This window comes from Agreia sp. Leaf244 (assembly GCF_001422695.1).
In the GTDB taxonomy this organism is placed as follows: Bacteria; Actinomycetota; Actinomycetes; order Actinomycetales; family Microbacteriaceae; genus Agreia.
Map to the genome: position 1 here is coordinate 439,018 of NZ_LMLX01000001.1, position 26,931 is coordinate 465,948.

The window sequence follows — 26,931 nt, forward strand, 5'->3', positions numbered from 1 at the left end:
CGCTGAGGCGGGATGGGCACGAAGACGCCACTCGAAACCCCGGTTTCCGGATGCGCGTCAGCGGCGCACGCGGTAGCGCAGGTAGGCGACTCCCGACTCGAATGATCGGGTCTCGAGGAGCTCGAGGTCTCGGCGGTTCTCGTCGCGGGCGAAGAACGGCAGGCCTCCCCCGACGAGCACGGGGAAGACCCGCAGGTAGTACTCGTCGATGAGTCCGAGCCCGGCAGCTTCAGCGGCGAGGGTGGCTCCGCCGATCGCGATGTCGCCCTCATCCGGCGCTGATCGCAGGCGCTCGATCTCGTCGGCCAGGCCACCGGACGCGAGGCGGGCGTTGCCCCGCACACTCGGCAGGGTCGTCGAGAACACGACCTTCGGCAGGGCGTTCCAGCGCGCCAACCACTCGCGCCGTGGTGCGGGAAGCGTGTCGATGTCGACGGTGTCCCAGTAGAGCATCGTCTCGTAGAGCCGTCGGCCCATGAGATGCACTCCGACATCGCGGATCTCGCGGAGGGCGATGTCGAAGACCTCGTCGCTCAGGCCAGGCCAGGAGAAGTCCCCGTCGGGCCCCTCGACGAAGCCGTCGAGCGACACGCTCATCGAATAGGTCACTCGGCGCACGATGCCTCCGGTCCCCCGCTCTTTCACTCAGCACGGTAGTGACCTGATGCTACGCCGCCGACCGCAGGCAGAGAAGTGCCCACTGCGGACTGGAGCGACCGGTGCGCCGGTACCTCTCGTCCGCAGTGGGCACTGCTGGTGGTGAACTACTCAGCCGTGCGGCGTCGCAGCATGAAGACCGCGGCACCGGCGAGCAGCAGACCGCCTGCGATCGAGATCGGCAACACGGGGGCGAAGCCCGTCGAGGCCAGCGTCTTGCCACCCGTGACTCCCGTTCCGGCGGGAACCGCGGGGTTCACCGGAACGACCGGTGCGGCGGCGACCGAGAAGCGCACGACGTTGCTCTGCCCGGAGACCGACGCATCGGACTCGTCGGTGGCATCCCGGGCTGCGATGGCGAAGGTGACGTAGTCACCGATCGCCAGCGGGGTCTGAGCGGCGAACTCGCCATTCTCGTCGACTGTCGCTTCGAAGATCAGAACACCGTCCTCGTCGACAGTGGGAACCGTTACGGGCACCGCAAGGGCGGCGGGTCCGGCGTCCTCGGCGGCCGCGTCGTAGACGGCGGCCTCGACGACGAACAGGGCGATCTGGTCACCGGGGGTGCCGGTTCCCGTGATCGTCGTCGGCGAGCCGATGAGCACCTGTCCCTCGGTGGGCGAGGTGATAACGGGGGTGTCGGCGATGCAGTTCAGCGTGATGTCCGCCTCGGCGAGAACCCGGTAGTCGCCCTCTTCGTCGACCGAGCCGACCTCGACGTGCGTCGGGGTGTCCTCATCGAGAGTGGTCGATCGCTGGCGCACCTCGCCCGGGTCGAGCTGGCCGCCCTCGAGCGACACGTCGCCGACGGTGAAGGAGTACTCGGTCACGGTGTCGCCCTCGGAGTTGTCCGCAGTCAGCAGCACTCCGGGGATCTCGCCGACGATGCCGCCGGTGTCGAGCAGACACGACGACTGGATGCTGCCGGTCACGTCGGGGCTGTAGTTGCCCACGCAGTCGACCGACGCGAGGTTGCCGCCGAAGAAGCCTCCGTTGCCTCGCACCTGCACGGTGGTGTTCTCGTCTTCGGGAAGCTCGAGCACCGTGCGCTGGGACTCGCCCGGCCCGAGGGTGATCGTCTGGTCGACGGTGTCGAAGTTGATGACGACCTCGTAGGTGAGATCTTCATCGGTCGTGTCGGCGTTCGTGACCGTGAATGCCAGCCCGTCGACCGTTCCTTCGCCGGTGCTGATGGCGCAGTTGCCCTCTTCGAAGGTGACGGAGCCGGGCAGGGCCTGCGCAGGTGCAGCTGTGAGTGCGACACCGGCGGCGGTGAGGGCTGCGACACCCAGCACCGCGAAGGTGCGCTTGAGAATTGACGTCATTGTGTGTGGTTCTCCTGATGGTCGGGCGCGTCATCGCGCTCTGCAGTGAGTCCGAACGACGGCCGAGGTCACCAGTGACTTCTGCACGCAGTCGGGTTCGCGATGCATCGACGCCCCCATCGATACAGGAAAAAACTATCAGCAAATACTCATAAATGGGGATTTTTCTTTTTTGCGGGCCCCGACCCAAACCCTGACGGCCCGGGCTCCGAACACCACCCGTGTGCCGTGCCTGCACATGCCCCCGTGGGCCGGCACGGCACACGCCATACCGGGCGGGCCTTCTGTGCCGCGCGCCTCCCCCTCGGCGATGTCCGCAGCGGGGACTGCTGAGAAGGGCCTACTTCGCCTGGCCTATGCCGAGCGCGTTGCCATCGGGGTCGATCAGGTAGGCAACCCAGGCATCACCCTGATCGGCGATGCCGTCTATCGTCTTCAGTTCGTCAGTGTCGTAGTTCTCGGGCTCGACACCGCGGTGCTTCAGCTCCTCGAGCTCGGCGCGCAGGTCGAGAACCCGCCACTCCGCCTGGGTCTGCTCGTCTTTCGTGCCGACGGTCGATGCCGTCACTTTCAGACGGGTGTTGCCCGAGGCATAGGTGATGGCGGTGTCTGTGGCCTCGATTACATCGAGGCCGAGTCGCTTCTCATAGAACTCGCGCGACGCATCCAGGTCTTTCGAGAGCAGCACAACGTCGACGGGGTGGTCTTTCAGCATGGGTGGAGCCTTTCGATTGGTGGTGTGGGTCGTGCTATTTGCCGTCGGCCTTGCCCTCGGCGATGTACGCCAGTCGGCGGAGGGTCTCGATGTTCCGCACGTACAGTCCTATGTCGAGCAGCGCCGGCGGAATGTACTTTCCCGGCCCAGCCACGGCCTTCTCGATGATGCGCACCACGCATCCGGAGCCCCGAGGCTTCACGTCGATCTGCACGGAGGCCTCACCGATGGGCCAGCCCTTGGCGACGATCAGCATGTGTCGCGGCGGATCCCATTCGTGCATCGTGGTCTCATCGTCGATGACCGCCGGCCACGAGCCGAACGAGTGGTGCAGGTGCGAGCCCTCGGCGGGCCACGCCTTCTCCACGTCGCGCATGCGCGACGACCCCACCACCCACGTGGGAAACAGCCACCCGTCGGCGAGCACGGCGAAGACATCCTCGGGCGAACAGGCCATCTCTCTGACGTTTGTCGACATGACACACCAGCATCCGGCATCCACGAACGGGGGTCTAGGGCTTGCGGTTCGCGAGCAGTAGTCTCGGCCCTATGTGCACCCGTGTCTTCTGGAACGACAACCCCATCGCGAAGGTCACCTCGCGCTGCATGGACTGGGAGGTGAGCGACGAGCCGGAACTGTGGTTCCACCCGCGCGGCCTCGAACGCTCGGGCGGCTCCCAGTCGGATGCCGCCACGTGGCGGTCGACGTACTCGAGCGTCGGTCTCAGCATGTGGAACATCGGCACCTCCGACGGCATGAACGAGAAGGGGCTCGCCGCGCACGCCCTGTTCCTCGACGACATCGAGCCGCCGACAGGCACAGGCGCGCCCACGATCACCGTGGAGCTGTGGGTGCAGTACGTGCTCGACCACTTCGCGACCGTCGCCGAGGTGCTCGACCACATCGACGACGTGCAGCTCATCGCACCGCCGATCAGGGGACAGTACATGGGCGCCCACCTCGCCCTCGAAGACCCGTCGGGCGATTCGGCGATCATCGAGCCCATCAACGGCGAGCTGGTCGTGCACCACGGCAAGGAGTTCACCGTTATGGCGAACTCCCCCGACTTCGACGAGCAGCTGGCCAACCTCGCCCGCTATGCCCCGTTCGGCGGAGACCTCACGCCTCCCGGAGACATCACCTCGCTCGATCGCTTCGTGCGCGCGAGCTACTTCAGGCACTACCTGCCCGAGCCCACGAACATCGCGGAAACGGTGGCCGGGGTGTTCCGGGTCACGCAGAATGCGGCCGTTCCTCCGGGGGCGCCGTACAGCGACGGCGGCGTGTACCCCACGTGGTGGCATGCGGCCAGCGACGTGACCAATCGCGTGTACTACTTCTGGTCGACGCTCAGCCCGTCTGTCATCTGGGTCGATCTTGCCGCACTCGCCGACGGCACGGAGCTGCTGGCCCTGAATCCGCGCCTCGACGACCTGATCGGCGACGTGACGGGGCGCCTCGCGAGCGCCGAGCTCGCCTACTGAGCGACCCCATACGCCATGCATCCGATCCTGTCGACGGGGCGGCGCGGCGCGGCGCGGGGGCACAGACTCGATACCTCGGGATAGTTCGCGCCGCATCCGGCACGGCCCGACGAATCGAAGGATTGTCATGACTCGTGGAGTAGCCGTCGTCACCGGAGGAACCGCCGGGCTCGGCAGAGCCATCGTGCGGGAGCTCGCCGACCGGGGTTGGGACGTCGCCGTCCTCGCCCGTGGCGAGGACGGGCTGGCCGGTGCCGTGTCGGATGTGCGGATCCGCGGAGGCCGCGGACTGGGCATCAGCACCGACGTCGCCGACCGCCAGGCCGTCGAGGCGGCCGCCGACCAGGTCGAGGACGAGCTCGGTCCCATCGAGCTCTGGGTCAACGACGCCATGGTCGGAGTGTTCGGCGAGTTCCTCACGACCGCCCCCGAAGATTTCGAGCGCGCCACCCAGGTGAACTACTTCGGCTTCGTCAACGGAACGCGGGCCGCCCTCTCCCGCATGGTTCCCCGCGAGCGCGGCCACGTCATCCAGATCGGATCCGCCCTCGCGCACCGCGGCATCCCCCTGCAGGCCGCCTACTGCGGAGCGAAGCACGCCGTTCAGGGCTTCACCGAGTCGGTGACCACCGAACTCATCCATGCCAAGAGCCCCGTTCGCATCTCGACGGTCGACATGCCGGCGCTCAACACGATCCAGTTCAACTGGGTCAAGTCGCAGCTTCCGAACCACCCGCAGCCGGTCAAGCCGATCTACCAGCCCGAGGTCGGAGCCAAGGCCGTGGCCGACGTCGCCGATCACCCCCGCCGACGCACCTGGGTGGGCGAGCCCACCATCAAGACCGTGCTCGGCAACCGCTTCGTGGCCGGCTGGCTCGACAACTACCTGGCGAACGTCGCCTACGACGGCCAGCAGGCACCCGAGAAGGTCGAGGCCATGCTGCCGAACAACCTCTATGAGCCAGCCAGCGGCGACAAGGGCGCGCGCGGGATCTTCAGCAGCGAGGCGCGCAACGGCAGCCCGGCGACCTGGGCCATCGGCCATCGCAAGACCATGGCCGCAGCCGCCGTCGGCCTCGGCACTGCCGCCGTCGGAGGCGCCGCTGTGGCGGCCACCGCGCTCGTCTCTCGCCTGCGCCGGTCGTAGGCTGGGCCGCATGAGCGAAGTCGATGCCGTCGTCGTCGGTGCGGGCCCGAATGGTCTCGCGGCGGCGGTGACCTTGGCGCGCGCCGGGCTGTCGGTGCGCGTGTTCGAGAAGAACTCGACCATCGGCGGCGGGGCGCGCTCGAAGGAGCTCACCCTGCCGGGCTTCCTCCATGACGTCTGCTCGGCCGTGCACCCCATGGCCCTGGCCTCCGGGTTCTTCCAGCGCTTCCGGCTCGAGGAACGCATCGACCTCGTGCTCCCCGAGGTGTCGTACGGGCATCCGCTCGACGGCGGCCGCGCCGGCATCGCCTATCACGACCTCGACCGCACCGCCGGTGCACTCGGCCGCGACGGAGCCGCCTTCCACTCGCTCATGGCACCCCTCGTGGAGCGTGCCGACCAGGTCGCTCGACTCGCCGGATCGAACCTGCTGATGGCCCCGCGCCAACCCATCACGGCAGCACTGTTCGGCCTGCGCGTGCTCGAACAGGGCCTGCCCACCTGGAACCTGCGCTTCGAGGGCGATGTCGCGCCCGCGATGCTCACCGGGGTCGCGGCCCACGCCATCCGGCCGATGCCCAGCCCCGTCACCGCCGCCGCCGCCCTGAGCCTCGGCAGTTACGCGCACGGTCGCGGCTGGCCCGTTCCGGTGGGCGGAAGCCAGGCGATCGTGGATGCGATGGCCGCGGATCTCGTGGCCCACGGCGGGCAGATCGAGACGGATGCCGGCATCCGGTCGCTCGATCAGCTTCCGTCATCGACGGCCGTGCTCTTCGACACGACCCCGCGCGCTGTCGCCGACATCGCGGGGCGACGACTGCCCACCGTCTACACGGACGCGCTGCGCACGTTCCGCTACGGCAACGGCGTCGCCAAGGTCGACTTCGCCCTCTCGGGGCCCGTACCGTGGTCGAACGCCGAGCTGCGCAAGTCGGGAACCGTGCACGTGGGCGGCACCCGAGCCGAGATCGCCGCGTCGGAGGCCGAGGTCGCGTCGGGCCGACACACGTCGAACCCCTACGTGCTCGTCGCCCAGCCGTCGAGCTTCGACCCGTCGCGCGCACCCGAGGGAAAGCACGTGCTCTGGGCCTACACGCACGTGCCGAAGGACTCGACGATCGACCAGACCGAGGCCATCATCACGCAGCTCGAGCGGTTCGCGCCCGGCTTCCGCGACCTGATCCTCGCCTCGTCGAGCATGACCGCGCGCGACATGGAGAACTACAACCCCAACTACATCGGAGGCGACATCGCGGCGGGCGCGGCGACGCTGTCGCAGCTGGTGCGTCGGCCCGTGCTCTCGCTCGACCCGTGGCGCACCCCGGCATCCGGCATCTACCTGTGCTCGTCGTCGACCCCGCCCGGGCCGGGTGTGCACGGCCTTGCGGGCTGGTACGCGGCGAAGAGCGCGCTGAAGCACAGCTTCGGCATCAGGCGTATGCCGTCGCTCGCCCCCTGATAGTGAGCGAGGCCCGCGCCGCGGTCGAGCGCTAGGCCGATATGGCGTCGAGCGGCAACGCCTGGCCGAGTTCGGCGCCCGTCGGATCGGCACCGGCGCCATCCTGCCGACGCAGCGCCCGGTTGATCTTGCGGATCTCGTGACGGGCCTGGCGCTCGAGAACGGTGCCGGGGTGAGCCTGCCGCACTCCTTCGAGCGCGTCGACGGTCTGCTGTGGTCCGACTACCCGGCGCAGCGCGTACATGGCCTGCTGGGCCACCTCCGGGTCGTGGATGAGCTCGCGCAGCGTGCGCTCGGTGTCGAGGGCGCGGCGGAAGCGCGGAAGACCCAGCACGACCTGCTGTCGATTCACGCCGTAGCGGGGGTCGGTGACGATGTCGATCAGCACGGGTGCCTCGCGCAGGGGCGCCGCGTTCACGAGCGCCTCTCCCAGCTGCCAGCCGACCCTGCCTCGCGATGCGGTGCCCCACTCGAGGAATGCCGAGTACAGCGCACCGAACGCCTTCGGTCGGGCTGCGGGGTTCTTCATATGCAGGGCGACCGTCTCGATCACGGCGGGGTCTGTGAGCCGAGGAAGCACGTCGACGAGCACGGGAGTCGCCGCGCGGGAGTCGAAGGCGGAGTTGTCGAAGTAGCGACTGTCGTTGACGAAACGGCCGAAGAACTCGGCGCCCGCGACGCCGTGCTCTGCGAGGAGAGCGCGCACGAGCGCGCGCTCATCAATGGTCGAAACGACGGTCATGCGTTGAGAATACATCGAATAGCTGAGGATTTATCGACGCGGGAATGTCTTCCCGATATTTTTTCAGCCATGTTGTACATTCGGTGAAGAGTGGGGGTCGCACAACGAGGAGATCCCCGCCATGGCTGCAGCAGAATCCGCCGAACTGAACCACCAGAGCGCACCGGCCGTTGCCGGCGACGAGCCGCTCGCCGACGAGGATGCGACGAAGCAGCTCTCGCTCCCCGAGCCGGCCACGACGCACGATCCTGCACTCGCTCCCGCCCCCGATGCGCCGGATTCGGCACCCGCCCCCGATGCGCCGGATTCGGCACCGGCTCCCACCCCCGATCTGCCCGAGACGACGAACTCAGACCTCGCCGTCATCCGCAACGAGCTCACCAGCGCGCTGCACGAGGCGCACTTCCAGCGACGCAAACGAGCGGATGCCGTGCAACTGCTCGCGTACGAGCGTCTCGTGCGGCGATCGCGCGTCTCGGGCAGCCTCTGGCTCGTCGCAGCGCTCGCGCTCGCCGCCGCGGCAATCTGGTCGTATCTCCAGAGCGCCGCTCCCCTCGACATGTGGCAGGTCAGCGCCATGGCATGCGGTGCGCTCGCGCTGCTGGCCGTCGTCATTGCGATCGTCTCGTGGAGCGGGCCGAGCAGGGCCCGGCAGTCGCTCTCCCTGCGACAGGTGAGACGCCTGACGCCTCCCGAGATGCTGTCGGAGGCGTGGTTCCACGCCGGGCTCGAGGTGAGCACACCGCGCCAGTACCGCCGCGCGTTCCACGGTCTCGTCTGAGCGGGAGGGCCCGGCTCGCCGTCGCGGCCTCCCCCGCGAGACAATGGGGTCATGAGCGAGAGCGACGACAACCCCGGCCGCAGCACCGACGGCACCGGCGAGTCCGAACTGGTCTCCCTGCTTCGACAGCTGATCGAGGTCGACTCCTCGAATCCCGACCTCGGCAGCACGGGGCGCGGAGAGGCGGCGGTCGCCGACGTCATCACCAGCTGGCTGGCGCCGCGCGGATGCGAGATCGTGCGTCTCGAGGCCACTCCCGGCCGCCCGTCGATCGTCGCCACCTGGGCCGGAACAGGCGGTGGCCGCTCCCTCATGCTCAATGGCCACATCGACACCGTCTCCCTCGACAGTTACGACGGAGACGGCCTCGCGCCGGTGATCCGCGACGGTGCGATGTTCGGGCGAGGCAGCTACGACATGAAGTCGGGAATCGCCGCCATGATGGTCGCCGCATCGGCGGCCGCGGAGCGCCCTCACCGGGGCGACATCGTGCTCGCCCTCGTGGCCGACGAGGAATTCGAGAGTGCCGGAACCATCGAGGTGCTGCGCTCTTTCTCCGCCGACGGCGCCATCGTCGTCGAGCCGAGCAACGGCGAGGTCACCCTCGCGCACCGCGGCCTCGTCTGGCTCGACGTGATCATCACCGGCCTCGCCGCCCACGGCTCGCGCCCCGACCTCGGCCGCGATGCCATCGTGCAGGCGGGCCGCTTTCTCGCCCGCCTCGGCGACCTTGCGCACGAGCTCGCGAGCCGCCCCGAGCATCCGTTTCTCGGGGCGGCCAACGTGCACGCGTCTCTGGTGCGCGGCGGCGTCGAGATGTCGAGCTACCCGGCCGAATGCACGATCGGCGTCGAGTGGCGCACGCTCCCGGGGCAGGATGTCGACACCGTCGTCTCCGAGATCGACGCGCTTCTGGTCGCGGTGTCGGCCGAGCATCCGGGTTTCTCGTACCGCATCGTGCCCGGCCTCGCCGAGCCCCCGTTCGAGGCGGATCGCTCGTCGGCCGTCGTGCAGAGCGTGCTCGCGAACGTCGAGCGCGTCACGGGCAGGCCGCCGGTGCTGAGGGGCGAGCCGTTCTGGACGGACTGCGCCCTGCTCGCGGCCGCGGGCATCCCGTCTGTGCTCTTCGGGGTGACCGGCGGCGGCGCTCATGCGGCCAGCGAGTGGGTCGACCTCGCCTCGGTCGAGACGGTCGCGCGCGTGCTCGAAGGCACGATCGACGACTTCTGCGCGTAGCCGCCCGCCCGCCCGCTGAGCGCAACCGCCCGCCCGCCCCCTGAGCGTAATTCCCCGCCCGTTCCCTGAGCCTGTCGAAGGGGGGTCAGCCCAGCGGCTCGATCAGCTCCGGGCCGTTGTTGCGCACGCTGTTGACCTGTTTCGACACCTCGTAGTGCTGCAGCTCGTGGGCCACCTCGAGCGACTCGGAATCGAGCAGGTGGAGCAGCCCGTCGGAGTCGAGGTCGCTGCCGAGCCAGGCGTCGTAGCCGTCGGGCGTGAGGAACGCGGGCATGCGGTCGTGCACCTCGCCGGGGGCCACGTGCGCATCTCGCGTGACGATGGCCATCGAGATGACCCACCGGTCGGGGTCGTCGTCGGACTTCGCCTTGTCGCGCCAGGCGGAGACGATGCCGGCCATGGCGAGGGCCTGGTCGGGCGAGTACACGAAGTGGGGCTGCTTCGAGCCGTCGGGCAGGATCGTCCACTCGTAGTAGCCCGCCGCGGGCACGATGCAGCGCTGCGCCTGAAAGGCCCTGCGGAACATGCCCGAGGTCGCCACCGTCTCGATGCGCGCGTTGATGGGCTGCGGCCGCTTCGTGAGGTCGGGATACCACCCGGGAACGAAGCCCCAGCGCACGGCGTCGAGCTCGCGCGGATGCTCGCGACGCTGCCGCACGACCGCCACGTCGTCGGTCGGGGCCACGTTGTAGTTGTCTTCGAGGTCTGGCAGGTCGCGCATCAGGCCCTCAAGCAGGTCTCCTGATGCCCTAGCCACGACAAAGCGTCCGCACATGCCACCACGCTATCCCTGCACCACCGACACCGGAATAGCCCCGCGCTGCAATAAAACCCGCGGTCTGGTGGTTGATGCGCTCGTGAGCACCACACTTCCGGTCACCGACACCCGCGTCGTCATCATCGGCGCCGGGCAGGCCGGCCTGTCGGTCGCCTATCACCTGCGCCGCCTCGGTCTCGTGCCCGCGAAAGACTTCGTCGTGCTCGACCGCGGGCCCCGGCCGGGCGGAGCGTGGCAGTTCCGCTGGGAGTCGCTGCGGCTCGACACCGCGCACAAGGTCGACGACCTGCCCGGCATGTCGGAGCTGGGCGTGAGTTTCGCCACAGCCGACCAGACACTGCCCGCCAGAGACGTCGTCGGCGACTACTACGGTCGCTACGAGCGGCACTTCGGCCTCGAGGTCGTGCGGCCGGTCGAGGTCACGCGGGTGGCGCGAGTGGATGGCGGGCGCTACGAGGTGGAGACGAACATCGGCACGGTGCGCACCGACGTGGTCGTCAACGCCAGCGGCACCTGGGCCAGGCCGTTCCGCCCCTCGTATCCCGGCGCCGAGACCTTCTCCGGCATCCAGATCTCGACGCCCGAGTACCGGACGGCGAGCGACTTCGCCGGGCTCGACGTCGTGGTCGTCGGCGGGGGAACATCGGCCGTCGGGTTTCTGCTCGAGCTCGAGAACGTGGCCTCGTCGACCACCTGGGTCACGCGGAGGCCGGTTGAGTTCGCCATGGACGAGCACTCCAGGGTCGCCGCGGTGGAGCGCGCCGACGCCGCAGCCCGCGCCGGCCTGCCCATTCCGAGCGTATCGAGCGGCACAGGACTGCCGGCGAGCCCCCGCAACGTGGCCGGCCGCGACCGAGGAGTGCTGGTCGATCGAGAGATGTTCTCGGCGATCGAACCCGATGGCGTTCGGTGGGCCGACGGGTCGTTCCAGCATGCCGACGCCGTCATCTGGGCAACCGGCTTCCGAGCAGAGCTCGCCCACCTCGCGCCGCTTCGGCTGCGTGAATCGGGTGGCGGCGTGGCCGTCGAACGCGGTCGCTCCCTGCGCGATCCGAACATATTTCTCGCGGGGTTCGGGCCGCAGGCCAGCACGATCGGGGCGAATCGCGCGGGTCGGCTCGTCGCGACCCAGATAATGGACGCCCTGGCGGCGCAGAACGCGCGGGCCACCTGAACACCCGCGCCTGAGGCTACGCCTGCGGTCCGGTTCCTCCCGGCTCGGGGATCAGTACCATGCCGTTGGCGCTGTTCGCGGTCACCATGAGCGCTTCGATCCACGCCCTGTTCACCGGGGGCTGCCTGTTGCCGAAGAAGCGGATGTGCAGGGGGATGGTCGGATGCATCCAGATGGAGCTGCGCCCGTTTCCCTCGTCGGAGTTGTGCTCCCAGTTGAACAGGAACGATTCTCCGCGCCGGAACTTGGCGTTGACGACGACGCGCAGATGCGCGAGGAGACGGTCGTCGATGTCTATTTCGAGGCCCGTCGGACCATAGATGAGTTTGCCCACCTAGTTAGTTTATCTAGCTATTTCTCTTCGTGCGACACAGCATGGCTCATCTGTTCGAGAAACGACGTCACAATCGTCGCCTCGTGGGCATCCAACTGCCTGGCAACGACCATCATCTGCCGGTGCATGTCGCCGAACGTCTCCTGCATGTCGGCATGCGTCGTGGGAGTGACGGCCAGGACGACCGCCCGCCCGTCGCTCGGGTGCTTGGCCCGGCTCAGATGCCCGCTCGCCACCAGGCGATCGACGAGCACGGTCGTGGATGCCGAGGAGATGCCGAGATACGCGGCAAGATCCTTCGGACTGACGGCCCGCGCCTCACGCTCGGCGTTCACGATGAACCGCAGCGCCATCATGTCGGTCTCGTTCATGCGCAGAGCCGCGCGGGTTCGACGACGCATCGCAGTCTCGGCGACACGGTACCTGCGCAGGGCATTGAGGGCGTCGACCCCCGTTTTAACCTCGGGGTCATCGCCGTACCAATAGCCCGAAGCGCGCGCCTCCGAGGATTCCATGCATCGATCTTACGGGCAGGTCGCTAGGCCGGCTAAGCACTTGGGCCCTTTTTCTCGGACAAGTGTCCGAGAAATCGTGCTATACTACCGTGATGTCAACTGTGAGGAGTGCTGTTCTAACCGACAGTTTTCGATCCTCCGCCGACACCCCGGCAGACCCGAGGGCCGCTCGCACGAGGCAGGGAATCCTCGCCGCGGTCGCCCGCCTCCACTCGCACGACTCCGGCGACATCTCGGTGACCGATATCGTGCGCGAGGCGAAGATCAGCCGCAGCTCGTTCTACGCCCACTTCTCGAGCCTCGACGACCTCGCGGTCGCTCTGCTCCGACAGGAGTTCGCGTCGATCACCGTGCCGAGCTCGAACGTTGCAGACCCGGTCTCCGAGCTTCGCGAGAGCTATTCGCAGCTCGTGCAGCACTTCTCGCAGCGCGAATCCATCTACTCCTACGCCCTGGGCCTGCCCCTGTCGCGTCGCGCGTTCGACGACGTCATCGCGGCCTACGCCGAGCAGGTGCTCGCGTCGTTCGACGAGCCCGAATCCGAGGCCGACGCCATCCGGGCCCGCCTCGCGGCGACCTACGTGGCCGGCGGCACGGTGAGCCTGCTCAGCGCCTGGATCGCCGACCACCGCGACATCAGCGCAGACCAGCTGGTCGATGAACTCATCGCCCTGCTCCCCCCGCGGCTCAGTTGACCACTCACACCAGATCTATCCGCCGCACACGACGTCACACAGAAAAGAGAAGCCAGCCGTGAAATTCGATATCGGAGAAACCCTCGTCTACCCGCACCACGGAGCGGTCACCATCACGGAGCTCGAGACCAAGACGGTCAAGGGCGAGGACAAGCGCTACATGACGCTCCGAGTGCACACGAGCGACCTCATCATCAAGCTTCCCATCGACAACGTCGAGCTCGTGGGCGTGCGCGACGTGATCGACGCCGCCGGAGTGGGCGAGGTGTTCGCCGTTCTGCAGAACGACTTCGTCGAGGAGCCGGGCAACTGGTCGCGCCGCTACAAGGCCAACCAGGAGAAGATGGCGTCGGGCAGTGTGCACCGCGTCGCCGAGGTCGTGCGCGACCTGTGGCGCCGCGAGCAGGCGCAGGGCGTCTCGGCCGGCGAGAAGCGCCTTCTGCTCAAGGCTCGGCAGGTACTCATCTCCGAGCTCGCACTCGCCCGCAGCGTCAGCGACGAAGATGCGTCGCTGCTGCTCGACGAGGTGCTGAACGCGGTCGTCGTCTAGTCAGACCATCGCATCGAAAGATGTAGGGCAGAGGCCGACCGGTCCCCCCGGACCAGATCCCCACATCCCTGTCGGCCTCTGCCTATTAGTTCAAGCTAAAGACATCTGGCCTCGAGTGCAACGTGACGAACTCTCACGTTACGGCGTGAGACGGTCGTCGACCCGGCCACAGGCATCCGAACCGGCTTAAACACGGCCGGCCCGGGGCGAAATGCCCCGGGCCGACGTGGATCGAACTCGTCAGTTGCAGACGGTCGAGAGCTCGGTGAACGTCTCCTGAACATCGCTCGACGCGTCGGTCAGTGCCGTCGTGTCGGCGTTCGTCGGGTCTGACGCGTAGGTCTTGAACTCGCTGACGAGCGTGCTGAGCGCCTTGTCGGCGTCGTCTGCAGCGCCCTTGACCTCGTCGTTCGAGACCTTCGAGGCGTTCTCGGAGAACTTGTCGGACACGGTCTGCAGGGCTTCGGAGGCGCCCTCGGGGTCGGTGGCCGCGTCGGAGAGGCTGCTGGTGAGCTCGCTCTGCAGATCGGTGAGGCCCGACTCGAGAACCTTGCAGGCGTCGGCCTTGCTCTGGCCGCCTGCGCAGCCGGTGAGCAGGAGTCCGGTGATGGCGAGCGCGCCGATCAGCGATGTGGTCTTGGTGCGCGAGATTCGCATGTGTCTGTACTCCTTTTAGGGGGGTGCGTGGTCCCAAAACCCTAGCAGCCGCGCGGATACGGGCGGGGGCGCGGGCATGGGCAGTGCTCACCATTGACATCGACGCACAGGTGCACGAGCACGCTCCCGCGTCGCCTCACGGGATCGCGCGTCGAACGAGAGACGCGGCTAGTCGAGGCCCACGAAGACGGGCTCCGGGTGCAGCCGCACCCCGAACTCCGACGACACCCGGTTCTGGATGTAGCGCGACAGTTCCGAGATGTCCGCAGCCGTCGCGCCTCCCGTGTTCACGATCGCCAAGGTGTGCTTCGACGAGATCGCGGCGCGCGAGCCGGGCAGCGCGAACCCCTTGCCGATTCCCGCACGCTCGATCAGCCAGGCGGCGCTCAGCTTGACCTGCGGCTCCGCCGATTCGCCGGATGCCTCGAGCGTCCCGGTCAGGTCGACCGTCAGGCCCGAGGCGGGGTCGGGCAGGGCCACGACCGTGGGCTCGGCCTCCGGCTCGACGAGCCAGCGGGGCGCGTCGCTCGGCAGAGATCGGGCGAAATTCTCCGACACGATCGGGTTGGTGAAGAACGACCCGGCGCTGACGGAATCGGGATCCGTCGCATCCAGAACCATGCCCTTCGACGCGCGCAGCCGCAGAACGGCCGCGCGAACGCCGCCCAGCGCGACCCGGTCGCCCACGGCCACGCCCAACGCCGTCGCCAGCTGCGGGTAGGCGATGGGATCGCCGAGCGCGAGAGGGCCGGGAGCGTCGGAGCCCGAGTCGCCCGCGGGGCCCGCCTGTGCCGACGCATCGGTGAGCGAGAACGTCACAGAGAGCACGACGCCTCGCCTGCAGCGCTTGAACACGCTCGTGCGGTAGCCGAGCTCGAGGTCATCGCGCGCGAGGCGTTCCACGCGGCCGGTGCCGTAGTCGAGGAAATCGACCGAAACAATCGAGTCGCCTGCCTCCTGCCCGTAGGCCCCGATGTTCTGGATGGGCGACGCGCCCGTCGACCCGGGGATGCCGGAGAGCGCCTCGAGCCCCGACCAGCCCTGCTCGACCGTGTAGGCCACGAGCTCGTCCCACGGCTCGCCGGCCTGCACCCGCAGTCGCACGGTTCCGCTGGGCGCGACGATGCGGGCGACCCCGCGAGTCGCGACGCGGATCACGGTGCCGTCGAAGCCGTCGTCGGAGATGACGACATTCGATCCTCCGCCGAGGGCGAGCCAGTCGTCACCCGAGTCCCACACCTCGAGCACCGTCTGCAGCAGCTGCGGTTCGTCGTGCGGCTCGACGATGCGCGCGGCCGGCCCGCCGACCCGGAGCGTCGTCAGGGGGCCGAGCGGAACATCCGAGCCCTCGATGCGGCCGCCCGTGGGCTCACCGGGGTGCGGTTCGGTGCGACCGTGCCGACCGGTCATACGACGGAAGCGGTGGGGGCCAGGGAGACGACGGCCTGAGCCTTGCCCAGCACCGTGTCGCCGTTGAACGTGACCGTCAGGTCGATGCGCACCGTGCCGGCCTCTGCGTCGACCTTGCCGACCTTGGCGCTCACCACGAGTTCGGCGCCCTCGACGGGGTCGACCAGTACGGGCCGGGTGAAGCGCACCTGGTAGTCGAGCACGCGCCCCGGGTCGCCGATCCAGTCGACGACCGGCTGCACGGCGAGCCCCATGGTGAGCATGCCGTGGGCGAGAACGCCGGGCAGGCCCACGGATGCCGCGACGTCGTCGCGGTAGTGGATGGCATTGAAGTCTCCGGAGGCCCCGGCGTAGCGCACGAGCGAATCGCGGCTCAGCGGAAAGTGGCCTCCCGCGACGACATCGCCCGCGGTCAGTTCGTCGGCTGCGATGGTGATTCCGGCGGTCATTCGTCTCCCCTGACGACGAGGGTGGATGTCGCGGTCACGACGTGCGCGCCCGTCGCGTCGACGATGGTCGATTCGGCCGTGACCATCGAGTGGCCTCCGAGCGACTTGATGCTCGCCACGTTCAGTGTGGCGGTGAGCTCGTCGCCGGCCACGATAGGGCGGGTGAAGGTGAAGCGCTGGTCGCCGTGAACGACACGGGAGAAGTCGATGCCGGCGTCGGGCTCGCTCAGCAACTGCTTGAGCGTGTGCTCCTGCACCACGACCGCGAAAGTCGGCGGCGCGACGACGTCGGCGTAGCCTGCCGCACGGGCGGCCTCGACGTCGGTGTTGAGTGGACTGGTGGCGAAGACGGCCGCAGAGAATTCGCGCACCTTCTCTCGCCCGACGAGATAGGCGGGGGTCGGCGCGAAGACGCGTCCGACGAGTTCGGGGTTCACTGGCACCCGTCCATTCTACGAACGCCCCGGCGGCGTCTGCTCTGCGACTGCTGCGCGCACCCGCCTGCCTAGACTGATGGACGATGAGCACTCCCCCCACGCCGAAACCGCGCACGACATCGAACCGCGCCCTCCTGCTCGCCCTCGGGCTCGGCGGCGGGCTCGCGCTGATCGTGACGATCGCCGCGGCGGTGACGGTCTTCGCGCTGCTCGCGGGTGTGACGCGCGGCGCGGGGACGGCCGCACCGCAGCCCGACCCGGCGCCATCCAGTGGCACGCCCGGAGACGTCGACGACGGCGACCTCACCTTCGACTCCTCCTCCACGCTGCCGGCGGGCAGTCTCGCCTCCCTCACGTTCCAGCCGCCGGCGGACACCGACTGGGCGCCCGACCAGGACGCCTCGGACGACGCCGACACGATGAGCTACATCAGCGCGTCGACCGGGTGCCGCCTGCGCATCTGGCAGTCGTCGCTCGACGGCGTCGACGTGGTCTCAGGCGACGAGAAGGCGACATCGCGCAATGCGGCCTCGTTTATCCGCGACGAGGAGATTCCCGCCGACGAGTTCGCGCTGCACACGTTCACCGGCGGATCCTCGGCGGCCAAGGTCGACTTCGTCGATCTGCTCTGGGGAGCGTCGAACAGCAACTACCTGGCCGTGCGCGCCTTCGGCGATGCGGGCATCTTCGTGTCGCTCGGTGTGGCGTGCCCGTCGTCGAGCGCGTGGGACGCGGTCAAGAAGGCCGACTCGGGGCTCGGAGTCGTCACCCTCTCGGAGTAGCGGCCACAGACTTGTACAGTTTCAGCCCCCACCTCGTCGCTATTCGACGAGGAGCAGCCCACGGTGCACAAAATCAGCCGGAGACCGCCCACATGGCGACCGCACTGGCCGCCGCCACGTTCAGGGAGTCGATTCCGTGCTTCATCGGGATCTGCACCACCGTGTCGGCTGCCGCGATCGCCTCGGGCGTCAGGCCGTCGCCCTCCGCGCCCAGCACCAGGGCGAGCCTCTCGGGAAGCCGAGCCTGGAAGTCGCGCAGGCTGACGGCATCCGGTGTCAGGGCCAGCGCGGCCACATGGAAACCGGCCTCGACGAGAAGCTCCCGGGTCTCGGGCCACGCCCCGACACGCGTCCAGGGCACCTGCAGCACGGTGCCCATGCTCACACGGATGGCCCGGCGGTAGAACGGGTCGGAGCACCGGGGTGTGACGAGAACGGCGTCGGCCCCGATCGCACCCGCGGAACGGAAGATCGCGCCCACGTTGGTGGGGTCGACCACGTTCTCGAGAACGACGATTCGACGGGCGTTCCGGATGAGCTCCGCCGGGTTCGCGAGCGCCGGGCGATTCATCGAGGCGATGAGTCCGCGGTGCAGGATGTAGCCGGTGAGCTCGGCGAGAAGCTCGCCCGGTCCGGTGAAGATCGGGATGTCGGCGAAGCCGTGCTCGGCGAGAACCGCCTCGGCTTCCTCCGTGGAGGTTCCGAGGGCCAGAACCGACCGGGGAGCATGCCCCGCCCGGAGCGCACGCTCGAACACGAGCAGAGACTCGGCGAGGTACAGGCCGTGCTCGGAACCGCGGGCCTTCTTGAGGGCGACGTCGGTGAGATGGGCGAAGTCGCTGAGCCTAGAATCGCCGAGGCTCCCGACGCGCACGATGGGCACGGAGCTGCCGCTATCCGCGCCGATTCGGCGCGTCCGCGTCTGGACGGCCGGCAGCGGATGCGCCGAGTGGGCGCGGACGCGCGCGGCCCTCGCGGATGACGATCGCCGCATACTGGGCGCCCACGAAGACGTGCAGCAGGCATCCGATGACCACGCCGTAGAACGCGACGACCGCCAGGATCTCATGGCCTGCGAAGTCGGAGTGGGCGAGCAGCAGCAGCGGCAACCCGAGCATCAGGAAGGTCGTGCGGATCTTCGAGATGTAGGTGATCGTCATCGACCCCTGGCGCTTGTAGGCGAGGATGATCAGTCCCAGGATCAGGTCGGTCGCGGCGATGGCGATGAGGATCCAGAGCGGCAGGATGCCGCTGATGACCAGCGTCACGCACACGACCACCTGGCTTGCCCGGTCGGCCACGGGGTCGAGCACCGCACCGAAATGCGTCACCTGACCGAGCTTTCGTGCGGCGAAACCGTCGATCCAGTCCGTGGCGCCCAGGGCCACGAGCACGACGAACGCCCAGAAGTTCTCGTGCCACACCAGAACGAGCAGAACGAACAAAGGCATGAACAGGATGAGACGGGCGAACGTGATCGTGTTCGGCACGTTCAGAATCCGCTCGCGCTCCGGGTGCGCTGTCGAGGTGTCCACACCTTGAGGGTAACCGGTGCCCTGCTCGCTCGGGTGCGTTGACGGGTCAGGAGGCGGGAGCGGTTCCGGTGGGAGCCGGTGCGGGCGCCTCAGTCGGAGGTGCGGGTGTGTCCGAGGGAGGAGTGGGAGCCGCTCCGCCGTCAGCCGGGGCGGGCGGGGCCGTCCCGTCGGCCGGGGCGGGCGGGGCCGTCGGAACTGCACCGTCGGCCGGAGCACCGGGAGCACCGGGAGCACCCGGCGCGCACACCCCGGCGGCGCCCGGAGCGGGCGGGGTCGGCGGCGTCGCTCCGTCGTCGGGCGCGACCGGCGCGGGAACATCGGTCGAGCCCGGAGTGGGCGAGATCGACGAGGTAGGCATCGGGGTCGGCTCGCCGCCCTGCGCGGCGAAGGCGGCCGTCGTCCCCACGATTCCGAGTCCGATCACGCCGCATGCGACGCCGACGGCGATACGGGTACGGAAGGATCGGCGAGGCGGCGGAGTGGAGGGATCGTTCGACGATCCGGGACCGGTGAAGAGATTGAGTTCTGACACGGGGTCGTTCCTTTCAGATTCGGCGCCATTCGATGCGCCGGTCAGAACGCGGCGTCCTGACCTCATCCACAGTTGCGAGCGAATCTGAAGCTTCCGTTAAGCTCAGGGCTTTGTCAGCCGGCCCATAGAAACGTGCTCGGAAGCTGTCATAGGTTCCTCCAATGATCTCCTCGGCCAGAATCCTGCTCGTCGAAGACGACGAGACCATCCGCACCTCCGTCGCCACTGCCCTGGGCGCCGAGGGCTTCGTCGTGTCAGCGCGCGAAGACGGCACGGCCCTCGACGACGATGTCGTCTCCTTCGTTCCCGACATCGCGATCCTCGACTGGATGCTGCCCGGTCCGAACGGCCTCACCCTCGCGGCGCAGCTGCGGCCCCGCAGCGACTGCGCCGTGATGATGCTCACCGCGCGCGGCGAGGTCGACGACCGCCTGCGCGGCTTCGCCGAGGGAATCGACGACTACCTCGTGAAGCCGTTCTCGATGGCCGAGCTCGTGGCGCGAGTCAGTGCCGTTCTTCGCCGCCGCGGACGCTTGCCGTCGGTCATCGAGATCGACGATCTGATGGTCGACGTCGATGGGGCCCGCGCAGCACGGGGCGACATGCCCCTGGCTTTGACGGCCACGGAGTTCCGCCTGTTGAGCTTTCTCGCGCAGAGCAGGGGTCGCACGCTGTCGAAGGGCCAGATCCTCACCCAGGTGTGGGGCTACGACGACATCGATGCGAACGTCGTCGAAGTGCACCTCAGCTCGCTGCGCCGCAAGATGGAGGCGAACGGCCCGCGTCTGATCCACACCGTGCGCGGCATCGGCTACCGGCTGAGCGCATGACCCGCCCATCCGGCCCCGACACCGTCGGCCGAGGCGGGCTGCGAACCGGGTCGCTGCGCACCCGAACCGTGCTGTCGGTCCTCGCCCTGCTGACCGTGCTTCTGCTCGCCCTGTGCTTCACCGTGCAGTTCGTTCTCGGCGAGCGCCTGCGCGCCCAGCTCGAGGAGCGGCTCCAGGACCGGGCATCGGCCGCCGCCGCGCTCGTCGGCACCGTCTCGAACGACGACCTCGCGAGCCGACTCTCGGCGCAGGGCCTCTCGGTGCTCATCGAGAGCCCCGACGGCGGCTCGGTCGTGGCAGGCCCGTCACCCGAGCAGCTGCGGCAGGGGCCGGATGCCGCCGGTCTCGGCCCGCTCGGAGCGCCCGGTCTCGAGGAGGGCCGCCCCGGAGCCGGCGACGGGAACGCCTCGGCGACCGGGTCGGGCACCGACGCGGATCCGCAGACGAGCTCGACGTCGGGAAGGACCATCGCCTCGTCGGTCGTCACCACGTCCGATCCGCAGATCGTGACCCTCGAGTCGACGCTGAGCGACGACACCGTGCTCACACTCAGTGTGGGAGCGGGCGGGGTCGACCAGACGCTGCAGCAGCTGCTCTGGATCATGCTCGGCGCCTCGGCCGTCTTCCTCCTGCTCGCGGCGGCGGCCCTGACCGTGGTCGTGCGCGGGGCTCTGCACCCGCTCGAGTCGATGACCGCGGTGGCCCGCGACATCGCTCGGGGAGATCGCGGCAGACGCCTGCGACCGACGAGGCCCCGAACGGAGATCGGGCGGGTTGCCATCGCCTTCGACGAGATGCTCGACGGGGTCGAGGGGGCCGAGCGTGCGGCGGTCGACTCCGAGCTGCTCGCCCGGGAGGCCGAGCAGAGGGTGCGCTCGTTCGTGAGCGATGCAGCACACGAACTGCGCACCCCCGTCTCGGGAATGAGGGCGGCGGCGGACACCCTGGTGCGGGCATCCGTTGATCGCCCCGAGCGAGAGAGGCTTGCCAGTCACGTCGTGCGCGAGGCCGCCAGGGCCTCTCGCCTCATCGACGACATGCTCATGATGGCCAGGGTCGACCAGGGGCTCGACCTGCGCAGGGCTCCCCTCGATATCGCGGAGGTCGTCGCGCGCGAGGCCGAGCGCCAGCGCATCCGGCGACCGGCCCTCGAGCTGATCTGCACCGACGATCGCAGTGCGCCCGATGCGGGACCGCTTGACGGCGATGCAGAGCGGCTCAGCCAGGTGATCGCCAACCTCGTCGACAACGCGGCACGAATGACCGGCGGAGCGGGGCCCGTGACCGTGGCGATCGGCCAGGCTGAGCAGATCGTTCGAGTGGAGGTGCGCGATCGAGGGCCCGGTGTTCCTCCGCAGGATCGATCGCGCATCTTCGATCGCCTTGTGCGGCTCGACTCGGCGAGGAATGCCTCCGGCGGCGGCGCGGGCCTCGGCCTGCCCATCGCCCGAGGAATCGCACGAGCCCACGGCGGCGACGTGGTCTGCGTCGACCCGCCGGGCGGGCAGACCGGCGCCGTCTTCGTGCTCACGCTGCCGGTCGACACGCACGAAGAGCGCTAGCGCCGGGCACACGCCCGATCTCAGCCCCGCCCGGCCCGTTCCCTGAGCCTGTCGAAGGGGCACCCATCCGTCAGAAGATGCCCTCACCCCCGTCGATACACGCATCAACTGACGGATGGATCGCATCACCCCCAGCAGGGCGAGCCCGGGCACAGCGAAAACCCCCGAGATGCGGGATCTTTCGGTTGCCCGCGAAGGTCGTGTCCGATCGCGGGTGCACGCCGGCCCATCCCACGACCTCGCCATCGTCATACGCCAGAACGCCCGGTGGCGGCTTCTGCTTCACAAGAGTCTTGACCCGTTCGCCGCGATCGGTCGATCTGAGCAGGTTCTGCCACCGCACGAGGGCACGAGAACAGCGTCGAGCGTCAGCTCAGCGAGATCGCCGTCCATGACACGGCGGGCAGCGTGACGGTGACGATTCCGTCGTGCAGTCGGGCGCTGGTGTTCGGTGCGGGCACGACCCGGTCGGGGTCGTCGGCCGTGTTGCGGGCGTGGATGTCGTCGTCATGGAGCGTCTCGGCGCTCAGCTCCGACATCCCCAGCCGGCTCGCGTCGATCTCGACGGTGACCTCCTCGGTGAGACTGCGGTTCACCAGAAAGACGGATGCCGCACCGGCGGTCTCGTCGTACGTCGCGACCGCGTCCACCATCGGAACATCGCCGTAGAGAGCGGTGGGTGTGGTGGGCGATTCCAGTTTCAGCTCGAGGCTCACGCCCCGGGCCAGCCGCGAGGTGATCGCGAAGGGGTGGAACGTGGTCTGGCGCCAGGCCGGGCCTCCGGGCTCGGTCATGATCGGGGCGATGACGTTCACGAGCTGGGCGAGGCTCGCCGCCGTCACCCGGTCGGCGTGGCGGAGGAGCGAGATCATCAGGCCCCCGAAGACCACGGCATCGAGCGCGGTGTACGAGTCTTCGAGGATGCGTGGAGCCTTGGGCCAGCTGGCGACGTCGGTGATCTTGTCGACGTTGTCGTAGCGCGACAGGTACCAGACATTCCACTCGTCGAACGACAGATTGATCGTCTTCTCGCTGCGACGCACGGCCTTGACGTGATCGGCCGTGGCGACGACCGACTCGATGAAGCGGTCCATGTTCACTGCCGATGCGAGGAAGCTCGACAGATCTCCGTCGATCGGTTCGTAGTAGGCGTGGCAGGAGATGAAGTCGACGTCGTCGTAGGTCGCCTCCAGCACGGCCCGATCCCACTGGCCGAATGTCGGCATGCCTGCCCCGGCGCTGCCGCACACCACGAGCTCGAGATCGGGATCGATCTGCCGCATCGCCCGCGCGGTCTTGCCGGCCAGCTGGCCGTAATCCTCGGCCGTGCCGTGACCCAGCTGCCATGGTCCGTCCATCTCGTTGCCGAGACACCAGATGCGGATGTTGTGCGGCTCGGTCGTGCCGTTGGCGATCCGCTGGTCTGAGAACGCCGTACCGGAGTGGATGTTCGCGTACTCGAGTACGTCGAGTGCCTCCTGCACACCGCGGGTGCCGAGGTTCACGGCGTACATGATCTCGCTGCCCACCGCTTCGGACCAGCGAGCGAACTCGTCGAGGCCGATCTCGTTCGTCTCGACGGAGTGCCAGGCGAGGTCGAGGCGGCGAGGCCGCTTCTCGCGCGGACCCACCCCGTCCTCCCACCGGTAGCCGGAGACGAAGTTGCCGCCGGGATAGCGGATGGTCGAGACCCCGAGTTCCCGAACCAGCTCCATCACGTCGGTGCGGAATCCGTCTTCTCCGGATGAGGGGTGGCCGGGTTCGTAGATGCCGTCGTACACGCACCGCCCGAGGTGCTCGACGAAGCTGCCGAACACGCGGCGGTCGATGCGACCGACGACGAAATGGGGGTCGAGGGTCAGATGTGCTTGGGTCATTGGTCCTTCACGGTCTCTCTGTAGTGCGTTGCCAGTTCTGCAGGATCCTGCCCTTCGCGAACGGGAAGGACGCGATAGAGCAGGCTGTACGGCCCTTTGGCCTGTGTGTTGCTGTACTTCTCCGGGCGTCTCAACTGATCCCAGTTGCCGCCTTGGACGCCTTCCTGGGCGGCGTCCACTCGCACGACGGTCCGCCACGACTCCGGCACCTCGTGCCAGTGGCGGTGACCTGCCAGTTCGGCCGGACTGTTCGGCTGCACGTTGAGGTACATGCCTTCCTCCGCCACGAGCAGCACTCCCCTGCCGTCGTCGTCGGTGAGAGCAGCCCAGCGGGTGTCGGCCTTGTTCCCGCTGTCCTGCGGTCGGCTGTACCGGGTGACCTGATCGGCGACAGTTCCCGAGTAGCGACCGAAGAACGCCGAACTCCTCCGGTCGGCGGTCGACTCCCACGGGCCGCGGCCGTACCACTCGATTCTCGCCAACTCGGGCTGGAGGCCGAACGTCGTGCCGACCACCTGCGGGTTGGGCGTTCCGGGCACCGGCTCGAAGGTCGAGCGCACGTCCACCTGCCCGGTGCCGTGGATCGTGTACACGATCGACTGGGGCGACGTCGTGATGCGGTTGTCGGGTCGGAACGGCACCGTGGTGGTGACGTTTCCGCGCACGGCCACGCGAACCGCACCCGGGATGGTCGACGATTCGATCTCGCTGACGACCCAGTCCTCGCCGACGCCACGCCACGGCCCAGACGGCTCGGGCAGGGTCTCCCTGAATTCGGGGATCGACAGTTCCGGATCGTTCGGGGTACGCCAGTAGTTGGGCATCAGGTCGCTCGCCAGCATTTCGCGGCCGTCGTAGCGCAGAGACGTCAGCCGACCGGTGGAACGGTCGATGCTGACCGCGAAGCCTTCACCATCGACGTCGATCACCTGCTCGGTCTCTCGCACCTGCGGCGAGGCCGACTCCGCCGACGGAGTGATCGCGCGGTCCGGGGCGGCGACGGGCAGATCGTGTTGCGCCCTCGCCACGACGTGCCCTTCATCCGCCCACGACGTCGGAGCGTCGAGAACGAGTGAGAGCTCCAGCCTGTATTCGGAAGCGGGCTGCGGCTGCTCGGGCAGCGAGTACGGGAGCGTGATGTCTACGCTGTTCAGGGGCTCTGCCGAGAGCTGGTCGCCCGGGATCGTTCCGCGACCGATCTCGATTCCGTCCTCCGAGACCGCCCAGCGCAGCCGGTGCCCGTCGAGAGTCGTGAACAGGTACTCGTTCGTGATCCTGATGGTGCCGGCGCCCGGGTGCGCGAGCGCCATGCTCACCGGCTGGTAGGCCAGTCTGGCCTCCTCGAGCTTCGGTGTCGGCGTGCGGTCGGCGAGCACAAGGCCGCTCATGTGCGCGCTGTCCTCGTTGGGATCGTCGCCCCAATCGCCGCCATAGGCGAGGAATTCCTCACCCGGCCGCCCCGGGACATCCCGCCACAGCCCCTTGTCGGCCCAGTCCCAGAGGAAGCCGCCCAGTACGCGACCGGGATTCTCTCGGATGGCCGCCCAATGCTCGTCCAGGTAGCCAGACGTGTTCCCTTGACTGAACGCGTACTCGACGAGCAGGTAGGGCCTCGGATCACGGTCGGCCCGGGTGATCAGTTCGGACACGGGAGGGTAGAAGTCGCCGTCGAAATCGGACGTGTCCGACGGGACGACCATCGAGCCCGAGCCGGTCGCATCCTGATAGCTCACCGGGCGGGTCGGATCGTGCTCCTTGGCCCAGTCGTACATGGCCGTGAGGTTCGATCCGACTCCCGACTCGTTGCCGATCGACCACGCGATCACGCAGGCGTGGTTCTTGTCGCGGTCGACCACGTTGCGCATGCGCCACAGCAGGGGTGCCCGCAGTTCGGGGCGATCGCCCGGGATGTTCGGGCGCCCGTGGGCATCGATGCGATTGATGTGGGTCTCGTTGTTCGCCTCGTCGAACACGTACAGCCCGTACTCGTCGGCCAGTTCGTACCACCGCGGGTCGTTCGGATAGTGCGAGGTGCGCACGGCGTTGATGTTGTTCTGCTTCATCAGAGTGATATCGGCGATCATGTCGGCCGAGCTGAGGGTGCGCCCGGTTCGCGGACTCCACTCGTGTCGGTTGACCCCTCGAAGAGAGAGCGCCTGTCCGTTGATGCGGTAGACGCCGTCGACGATCTCGACCCGGCGGAAGCCCACACGGGTGGACACGCGGTCGACGACCGACCCGTTCGCGTCGCAGAGTTCGACGACCAGCGTGTACAGCTCGGGGCGCTCGGCGGACCAGAGCCGGGGCGTCACCACCGGCTCGGTCAGGGCCGCGGATACGTCTCGGCCGGGAGCCGCCGATCCGACCGGCGCGAATCGCGACCAGACTTCGACGGCCTCCGCATCCGTTCCGTCGAAGAGCGTGGCCCGCACCTGCAGCTCCTCCCCGGTGCTCGTGCCGGCGTCGTCGCGCACCTCGACGCTCAGCTCAAGAGCCGCCTCGGAGAAGTCGTCGGCGAGCGGCGTTCTGACGGCGAAGTCCCGAATGAAGGCGGGCGGCCGAGAAAGCAGAAGCACACTGCGGAAGATGCCCGAGAGCCGAACATTGTCCTGGTTCTCGAGGTACGACCCCGTGGACCACCGGTACACCTCGACGGCCAGAACGTTGCGCCCGCTGTGCAGATGGGGCGTCAGGTCGAACTCGCCCCGGGTGTAGCTGTCTTCGCGATACCCGATGCGCCGGCCGTTGATCCAGACGTAGTACGCCGATTCCACGCCCTCGAACTGGACGAACGTGCGCCGACCGGCCCAGCCGTCGGGGAGCTCGAAGGTCGTGCGGTACTGCCCGACCGGGTTGTAGCGCGTGGGGGCGTGCGGGTAGTCGCCAGTGGGAGCGGGCTGTTCGTTCAGGCCGTTCTCGCCGGTCCAGGGCAGCACCGTGTTGACCCCGATGGGGTAGTCGTACCCGTGCAGCTGCCAGCTCGACGGAACCGGCGTGAGATCCCAGCCCGAATCATCCTCGTCTTCGCCCGCGAAGTCCGGCTGCCGGGATTCCGGATTCGGTGACCACCGGAATCTCCAGTCACCATCGAGGCTGGCCCCGAAGACCGATGCCGAGCGATCGGCCCTCTTCGCCTGCGCCAGCGTGTCGTAGGTCACGAGAGTGGCATGGGCGGGTTCGCTGCCCCACTCGTAGACGGCGGGGTCGTTCCACTCGGGCGTCTCGTTCATTGTCTCCTCAGATCCGTTCACGTGTTCGGGTGTGGCT

The 26,931-nt window shown here is 68.3% G+C and carries 28 protein-coding genes; 11 read left to right on the forward strand and 17 right to left on the reverse strand.

The window, feature by feature from the left end; genetic code table 11:
* Positions 1-57 precede the first annotated feature (57 nt).
* From ASF06_RS01975 to ASF06_RS01990, 4 genes are all read right to left on the reverse strand, one after another.
* On the reverse strand, positions 58-609 hold the full coding sequence (locus ASF06_RS01975; protein WP_200920286.1) for a dihydrofolate reductase family protein: 552 nt from the start codon (positions 607-609) through the stop codon (positions 58-60).
* A gap of 155 nt (positions 610-764) precedes the next feature.
* On the reverse strand, positions 765-1,982 hold the full coding sequence (locus ASF06_RS01980) for a hypothetical protein (protein WP_055942669.1): 1,218 nt from the start codon (positions 1,980-1,982) through the stop codon (positions 765-767).
* A 340-nt stretch (positions 1,983-2,322) separates the two neighbouring features.
* Complete coding sequence (locus ASF06_RS01985; protein WP_055942672.1) at positions 2,323-2,697, reverse strand: VOC family protein; 375 nt, start codon at positions 2,695-2,697, stop codon at positions 2,323-2,325.
* 34 nt (positions 2,698-2,731) lie between these two features.
* Positions 2,732-3,175, reverse strand: coding sequence for an SRPBCC family protein (locus ASF06_RS01990; RefSeq protein WP_055924458.1), 444 nt, complete (start codon positions 3,173-3,175; stop codon positions 2,732-2,734).
* A gap of 71 nt (positions 3,176-3,246) precedes the next feature.
* On the opposite strand from ASF06_RS01990, the gene ASF06_RS01995 reads away from it, so the two are divergent.
* From ASF06_RS01995 to ASF06_RS02005, 3 genes are all read left to right on the forward strand, one after another.
* The gene (locus ASF06_RS01995; RefSeq protein ID WP_055942675.1) at positions 3,247-4,182 is read left to right on the forward strand and encodes a linear amide C-N hydrolase; all 936 of its coding nucleotides are present in this window, start codon (positions 3,247-3,249) and stop codon (positions 4,180-4,182) included.
* Between the two features lie 127 nt (positions 4,183-4,309).
* Entirely contained in the window at positions 4,310-5,329 is a 1,020-nt protein-coding gene (locus tag ASF06_RS02000) for an SDR family oxidoreductase (RefSeq protein WP_055942678.1), read from the forward strand.
* A gap of 10 nt (positions 5,330-5,339) precedes the next feature.
* Positions 5,340-6,788: a phytoene desaturase family protein gene (locus tag ASF06_RS02005; protein ID WP_055942681.1), complete on the forward strand. Its 1,449-nt coding sequence runs from the start codon at positions 5,340-5,342 to the stop codon at positions 6,786-6,788.
* A gap of 31 nt (positions 6,789-6,819) precedes the next feature.
* Here ASF06_RS02005 and ASF06_RS02010 read toward each other — a convergent pair whose 3' ends face one another.
* Complete coding sequence (locus ASF06_RS02010; protein WP_055942685.1) at positions 6,820-7,530, reverse strand: hypothetical protein; 711 nt, start codon at positions 7,528-7,530, stop codon at positions 6,820-6,822.
* Between the two features lie 121 nt (positions 7,531-7,651).
* Here ASF06_RS02010 and ASF06_RS02015 point away from each other — a divergent pair, with 121 nt between their 5' ends.
* Entirely contained in the window at positions 7,652-8,311 is a 660-nt protein-coding gene (locus ASF06_RS02015) for a hypothetical protein (RefSeq protein ID WP_055942688.1), read from the forward strand.
* Positions 8,312-8,362: 51 nt separating this feature from the next.
* Positions 8,363-9,547 carry a M20/M25/M40 family metallo-hydrolase gene (locus ASF06_RS02020; protein WP_055942691.1) on the forward strand — a complete coding sequence of 395 codons (1,185 nt, stop codon included), beginning with the start codon at positions 8,363-8,365 and terminating at the stop codon, positions 9,545-9,547.
* A gap of 85 nt (positions 9,548-9,632) precedes the next feature.
* On the opposite strand, the gene ASF06_RS02025 is transcribed toward ASF06_RS02020, so the two are convergent.
* Positions 9,633-10,322 (reverse strand): SOS response-associated peptidase, encoded by a 690-nt coding sequence (locus ASF06_RS02025; protein WP_055942694.1) that lies wholly within the window; start codon positions 10,320-10,322, stop codon positions 9,633-9,635.
* A gap of 82 nt (positions 10,323-10,404) precedes the next feature.
* On the opposite strand from ASF06_RS02025, the gene ASF06_RS02030 reads away from it, so the two are divergent.
* Positions 10,405-11,499: an FAD-dependent oxidoreductase gene (locus tag ASF06_RS02030; RefSeq protein ID WP_055944038.1), complete on the forward strand. Its 1,095-nt coding sequence runs from the start codon at positions 10,405-10,407 to the stop codon at positions 11,497-11,499.
* Positions 11,500-11,515: 16 nt separating this feature from the next.
* Here ASF06_RS02030 and ASF06_RS02035 read toward each other — a convergent pair whose 3' ends face one another.
* A complete protein-coding gene (locus ASF06_RS02035) occupies positions 11,516-11,833 on the reverse strand; it encodes a DUF7882 family protein (RefSeq protein WP_055924479.1) in 318 nt (105 codons plus the stop codon).
* A gap of 17 nt (positions 11,834-11,850) precedes the next feature.
* Positions 11,851-12,348, reverse strand: a complete 498-nt coding sequence (locus tag ASF06_RS02040) for a MarR family winged helix-turn-helix transcriptional regulator (protein ID WP_055942697.1) — start codon at positions 12,346-12,348, stop codon at positions 11,851-11,853.
* 92 nt (positions 12,349-12,440) lie between these two features.
* On the opposite strand from ASF06_RS02040, the gene ASF06_RS02045 reads away from it, so the two are divergent.
* Both ASF06_RS02045 and ASF06_RS02050 read left to right on the forward strand, forming a co-directional pair.
* Positions 12,441-13,043 (forward strand): TetR/AcrR family transcriptional regulator, encoded by a 603-nt coding sequence (locus tag ASF06_RS02045; protein WP_082500645.1) that lies wholly within the window; start codon positions 12,441-12,443, stop codon positions 13,041-13,043.
* Positions 13,044-13,101: 58 nt separating this feature from the next.
* Positions 13,102-13,593 (forward strand): CarD family transcriptional regulator, encoded by a 492-nt coding sequence (locus ASF06_RS02050; RefSeq protein ID WP_055924488.1) that lies wholly within the window; start codon positions 13,102-13,104, stop codon positions 13,591-13,593.
* Positions 13,594-13,833: 240 nt separating this feature from the next.
* Here ASF06_RS02050 and ASF06_RS02055 read toward each other — a convergent pair whose 3' ends face one another.
* The 4 genes from ASF06_RS02055 to ASF06_RS02070 form a co-directional block, all read right to left on the reverse strand.
* Positions 13,834-14,250 carry a hypothetical protein gene (locus tag ASF06_RS02055; protein WP_055942702.1) on the reverse strand — a complete coding sequence of 139 codons (417 nt, stop codon included), beginning with the start codon at positions 14,248-14,250 and terminating at the stop codon, positions 13,834-13,836.
* Between the two features lie 168 nt (positions 14,251-14,418).
* Positions 14,419-15,660 (reverse strand): UDP-N-acetylmuramate dehydrogenase, encoded by a 1,242-nt coding sequence (locus ASF06_RS02060; RefSeq protein ID WP_082500646.1) that lies wholly within the window; start codon positions 15,658-15,660, stop codon positions 14,419-14,421.
* The gene (locus tag ASF06_RS02065; RefSeq protein ID WP_055924494.1) at positions 15,657-16,109 is read right to left on the reverse strand and encodes a MaoC/PaaZ C-terminal domain-containing protein; all 453 of its coding nucleotides are present in this window, start codon (positions 16,107-16,109) and stop codon (positions 15,657-15,659) included. Before ASF06_RS02065 ends, ASF06_RS02060 begins: the two co-directional genes overlap by 4 nt.
* On the reverse strand, positions 16,106-16,552 hold the full coding sequence (locus ASF06_RS02070; RefSeq protein WP_055924497.1) for an FAS1-like dehydratase domain-containing protein: 447 nt from the start codon (positions 16,550-16,552) through the stop codon (positions 16,106-16,108). Before ASF06_RS02070 ends, ASF06_RS02065 begins: the two co-directional genes overlap by 4 nt.
* A 77-nt stretch (positions 16,553-16,629) precedes the next feature.
* Between ASF06_RS02070 and ASF06_RS02075 the strand changes: the two genes are divergently transcribed.
* Positions 16,630-17,328, forward strand: a complete 699-nt coding sequence (locus ASF06_RS02075) for a hypothetical protein (protein WP_055942705.1) — start codon at positions 16,630-16,632, stop codon at positions 17,326-17,328.
* 73 nt (positions 17,329-17,401) lie between these two features.
* Here ASF06_RS02075 and ASF06_RS02080 read toward each other — a convergent pair whose 3' ends face one another.
* Genes ASF06_RS02080 through ASF06_RS02090 form a run of 3 tightly spaced genes read right to left on the reverse strand, consistent with a single transcriptional unit; the run spans position 17,402 to position 19,395 of the window.
* Positions 17,402-18,211, reverse strand: coding sequence for a TrmH family RNA methyltransferase (locus ASF06_RS02080; protein ID WP_055942708.1), 810 nt, complete (start codon positions 18,209-18,211; stop codon positions 17,402-17,404).
* A gap of 10 nt (positions 18,212-18,221) precedes the next feature.
* On the reverse strand, positions 18,222-18,863 hold the full coding sequence (locus ASF06_RS02085; protein ID WP_055942712.1) for a CDP-alcohol phosphatidyltransferase family protein: 642 nt from the start codon (positions 18,861-18,863) through the stop codon (positions 18,222-18,224).
* A 46-nt stretch (positions 18,864-18,909) separates the two neighbouring features.
* On the reverse strand, positions 18,910-19,395 hold the full coding sequence (locus tag ASF06_RS02090) for a hypothetical protein (RefSeq protein ID WP_055942715.1): 486 nt from the start codon (positions 19,393-19,395) through the stop codon (positions 18,910-18,912).
* Positions 19,396-19,556: 161 nt separating this feature from the next.
* Between ASF06_RS02090 and ASF06_RS02095 the strand changes: the two genes are divergently transcribed.
* Entirely contained in the window at positions 19,557-20,225 is a 669-nt protein-coding gene (locus ASF06_RS02095; RefSeq protein WP_055942718.1) for a winged helix-turn-helix domain-containing protein, read from the forward strand.
* Positions 20,222-21,787: a sensor histidine kinase gene (locus ASF06_RS02100; RefSeq protein ID WP_055942722.1), complete on the forward strand. Its 1,566-nt coding sequence runs from the start codon at positions 20,222-20,224 to the stop codon at positions 21,785-21,787. Before ASF06_RS02095 ends, ASF06_RS02100 begins: the two co-directional genes overlap by 4 nt.
* Positions 21,788-22,155: 368 nt before the next feature.
* Here ASF06_RS02100 and arfA read toward each other — a convergent pair whose 3' ends face one another.
* Positions 22,156-23,664, reverse strand: a complete 1,509-nt coding sequence (gene arfA / locus ASF06_RS02105; protein WP_055942726.1) for an arabinosylfuranosidase ArfA — start codon at positions 23,662-23,664, stop codon at positions 22,156-22,158.
* Positions 23,661-26,894, reverse strand: coding sequence for a glycoside hydrolase family 2 TIM barrel-domain containing protein (locus ASF06_RS02110; RefSeq protein WP_055942729.1), 3,234 nt, complete (start codon positions 26,892-26,894; stop codon positions 23,661-23,663). The genes arfA and ASF06_RS02110 overlap by 4 nt, the downstream gene beginning before the upstream one ends.
* Positions 26,895-26,931: the final 37 nt, after the last annotated feature.

What these genes read in the sequence shown, in the direction of transcription:
- ASF06_RS01980 (WP_055942669.1), bottom strand. Translation starts at nt 1,982, where the DNA reads ATGACGTCAATTCTCAAGCGCACCTTCGCGGTGCTGGGTGTCGCAGCC.
- ASF06_RS01985 (WP_055942672.1), bottom strand. Translation starts at nt 2,697, where the DNA reads ATGCTGAAAGACCACCCCGTCGACGTTGTGCTGCTCTCGAAAGACCTG.
- ASF06_RS01990 (WP_055924458.1), bottom strand. Translation starts at nt 3,175, where the DNA reads ATGTCGACAAACGTCAGAGAGATGGCCTGTTCGCCCGAGGATGTCTTC.
- ASF06_RS01995 (WP_055942675.1), top strand. Translation starts at nt 3,247, where the DNA reads ATGTGCACCCGTGTCTTCTGGAACGACAACCCCATCGCGAAGGTCACC.
- ASF06_RS02000 (WP_055942678.1), top strand. Translation starts at nt 4,310, where the DNA reads ATGACTCGTGGAGTAGCCGTCGTCACCGGAGGAACCGCCGGGCTCGGC.
- ASF06_RS02005 (WP_055942681.1), top strand. Translation starts at nt 5,340, where the DNA reads ATGAGCGAAGTCGATGCCGTCGTCGTCGGTGCGGGCCCGAATGGTCTC.
- ASF06_RS02010 (WP_055942685.1), bottom strand. Translation starts at nt 7,530, where the DNA reads ATGACCGTCGTTTCGACCATTGATGAGCGCGCGCTCGTGCGCGCTCTC.
- ASF06_RS02015 (WP_055942688.1), top strand. Translation starts at nt 7,652, where the DNA reads ATGGCTGCAGCAGAATCCGCCGAACTGAACCACCAGAGCGCACCGGCC.
- ASF06_RS02020 (WP_055942691.1), top strand. Translation starts at nt 8,363, where the DNA reads ATGAGCGAGAGCGACGACAACCCCGGCCGCAGCACCGACGGCACCGGC.
- ASF06_RS02025 (WP_055942694.1), bottom strand. Translation starts at nt 10,322, where the DNA reads ATGTGCGGACGCTTTGTCGTGGCTAGGGCATCAGGAGACCTGCTTGAG.
- ASF06_RS02040 (WP_055942697.1), bottom strand. Translation starts at nt 12,348, where the DNA reads ATGGAATCCTCGGAGGCGCGCGCTTCGGGCTATTGGTACGGCGATGAC.
- ASF06_RS02045 (WP_082500645.1), top strand. Translation starts at nt 12,441, where the DNA reads ATGTCAACTGTGAGGAGTGCTGTTCTAACCGACAGTTTTCGATCCTCC.
- ASF06_RS02055 (WP_055942702.1), bottom strand. Translation starts at nt 14,250, where the DNA reads ATGCGAATCTCGCGCACCAAGACCACATCGCTGATCGGCGCGCTCGCC.
- ASF06_RS02060 (WP_082500646.1), bottom strand. Translation starts at nt 15,660, where the DNA reads ATGACCGGTCGGCACGGTCGCACCGAACCGCACCCCGGTGAGCCCACG.
- ASF06_RS02065 (WP_055924494.1), bottom strand. Translation starts at nt 16,109, where the DNA reads ATGACCGCCGGAATCACCATCGCAGCCGACGAACTGACCGCGGGCGAT.
- ASF06_RS02075 (WP_055942705.1), top strand. Translation starts at nt 16,630, where the DNA reads ATGAGCACTCCCCCCACGCCGAAACCGCGCACGACATCGAACCGCGCC.
- ASF06_RS02095 (WP_055942718.1), top strand. Translation starts at nt 19,557, where the DNA reads ATGATCTCCTCGGCCAGAATCCTGCTCGTCGAAGACGACGAGACCATC.
- ASF06_RS02100 (WP_055942722.1), top strand. Translation starts at nt 20,222, where the DNA reads ATGACCCGCCCATCCGGCCCCGACACCGTCGGCCGAGGCGGGCTGCGA.
- arfA (WP_055942726.1), bottom strand. Translation starts at nt 23,664, where the DNA reads ATGACCCAAGCACATCTGACCCTCGACCCCCATTTCGTCGTCGGTCGC.
- ASF06_RS02110 (WP_055942729.1), bottom strand. Translation starts at nt 26,894, where the DNA reads ATGAACGAGACGCCCGAGTGGAACGACCCCGCCGTCTACGAGTGGGGC.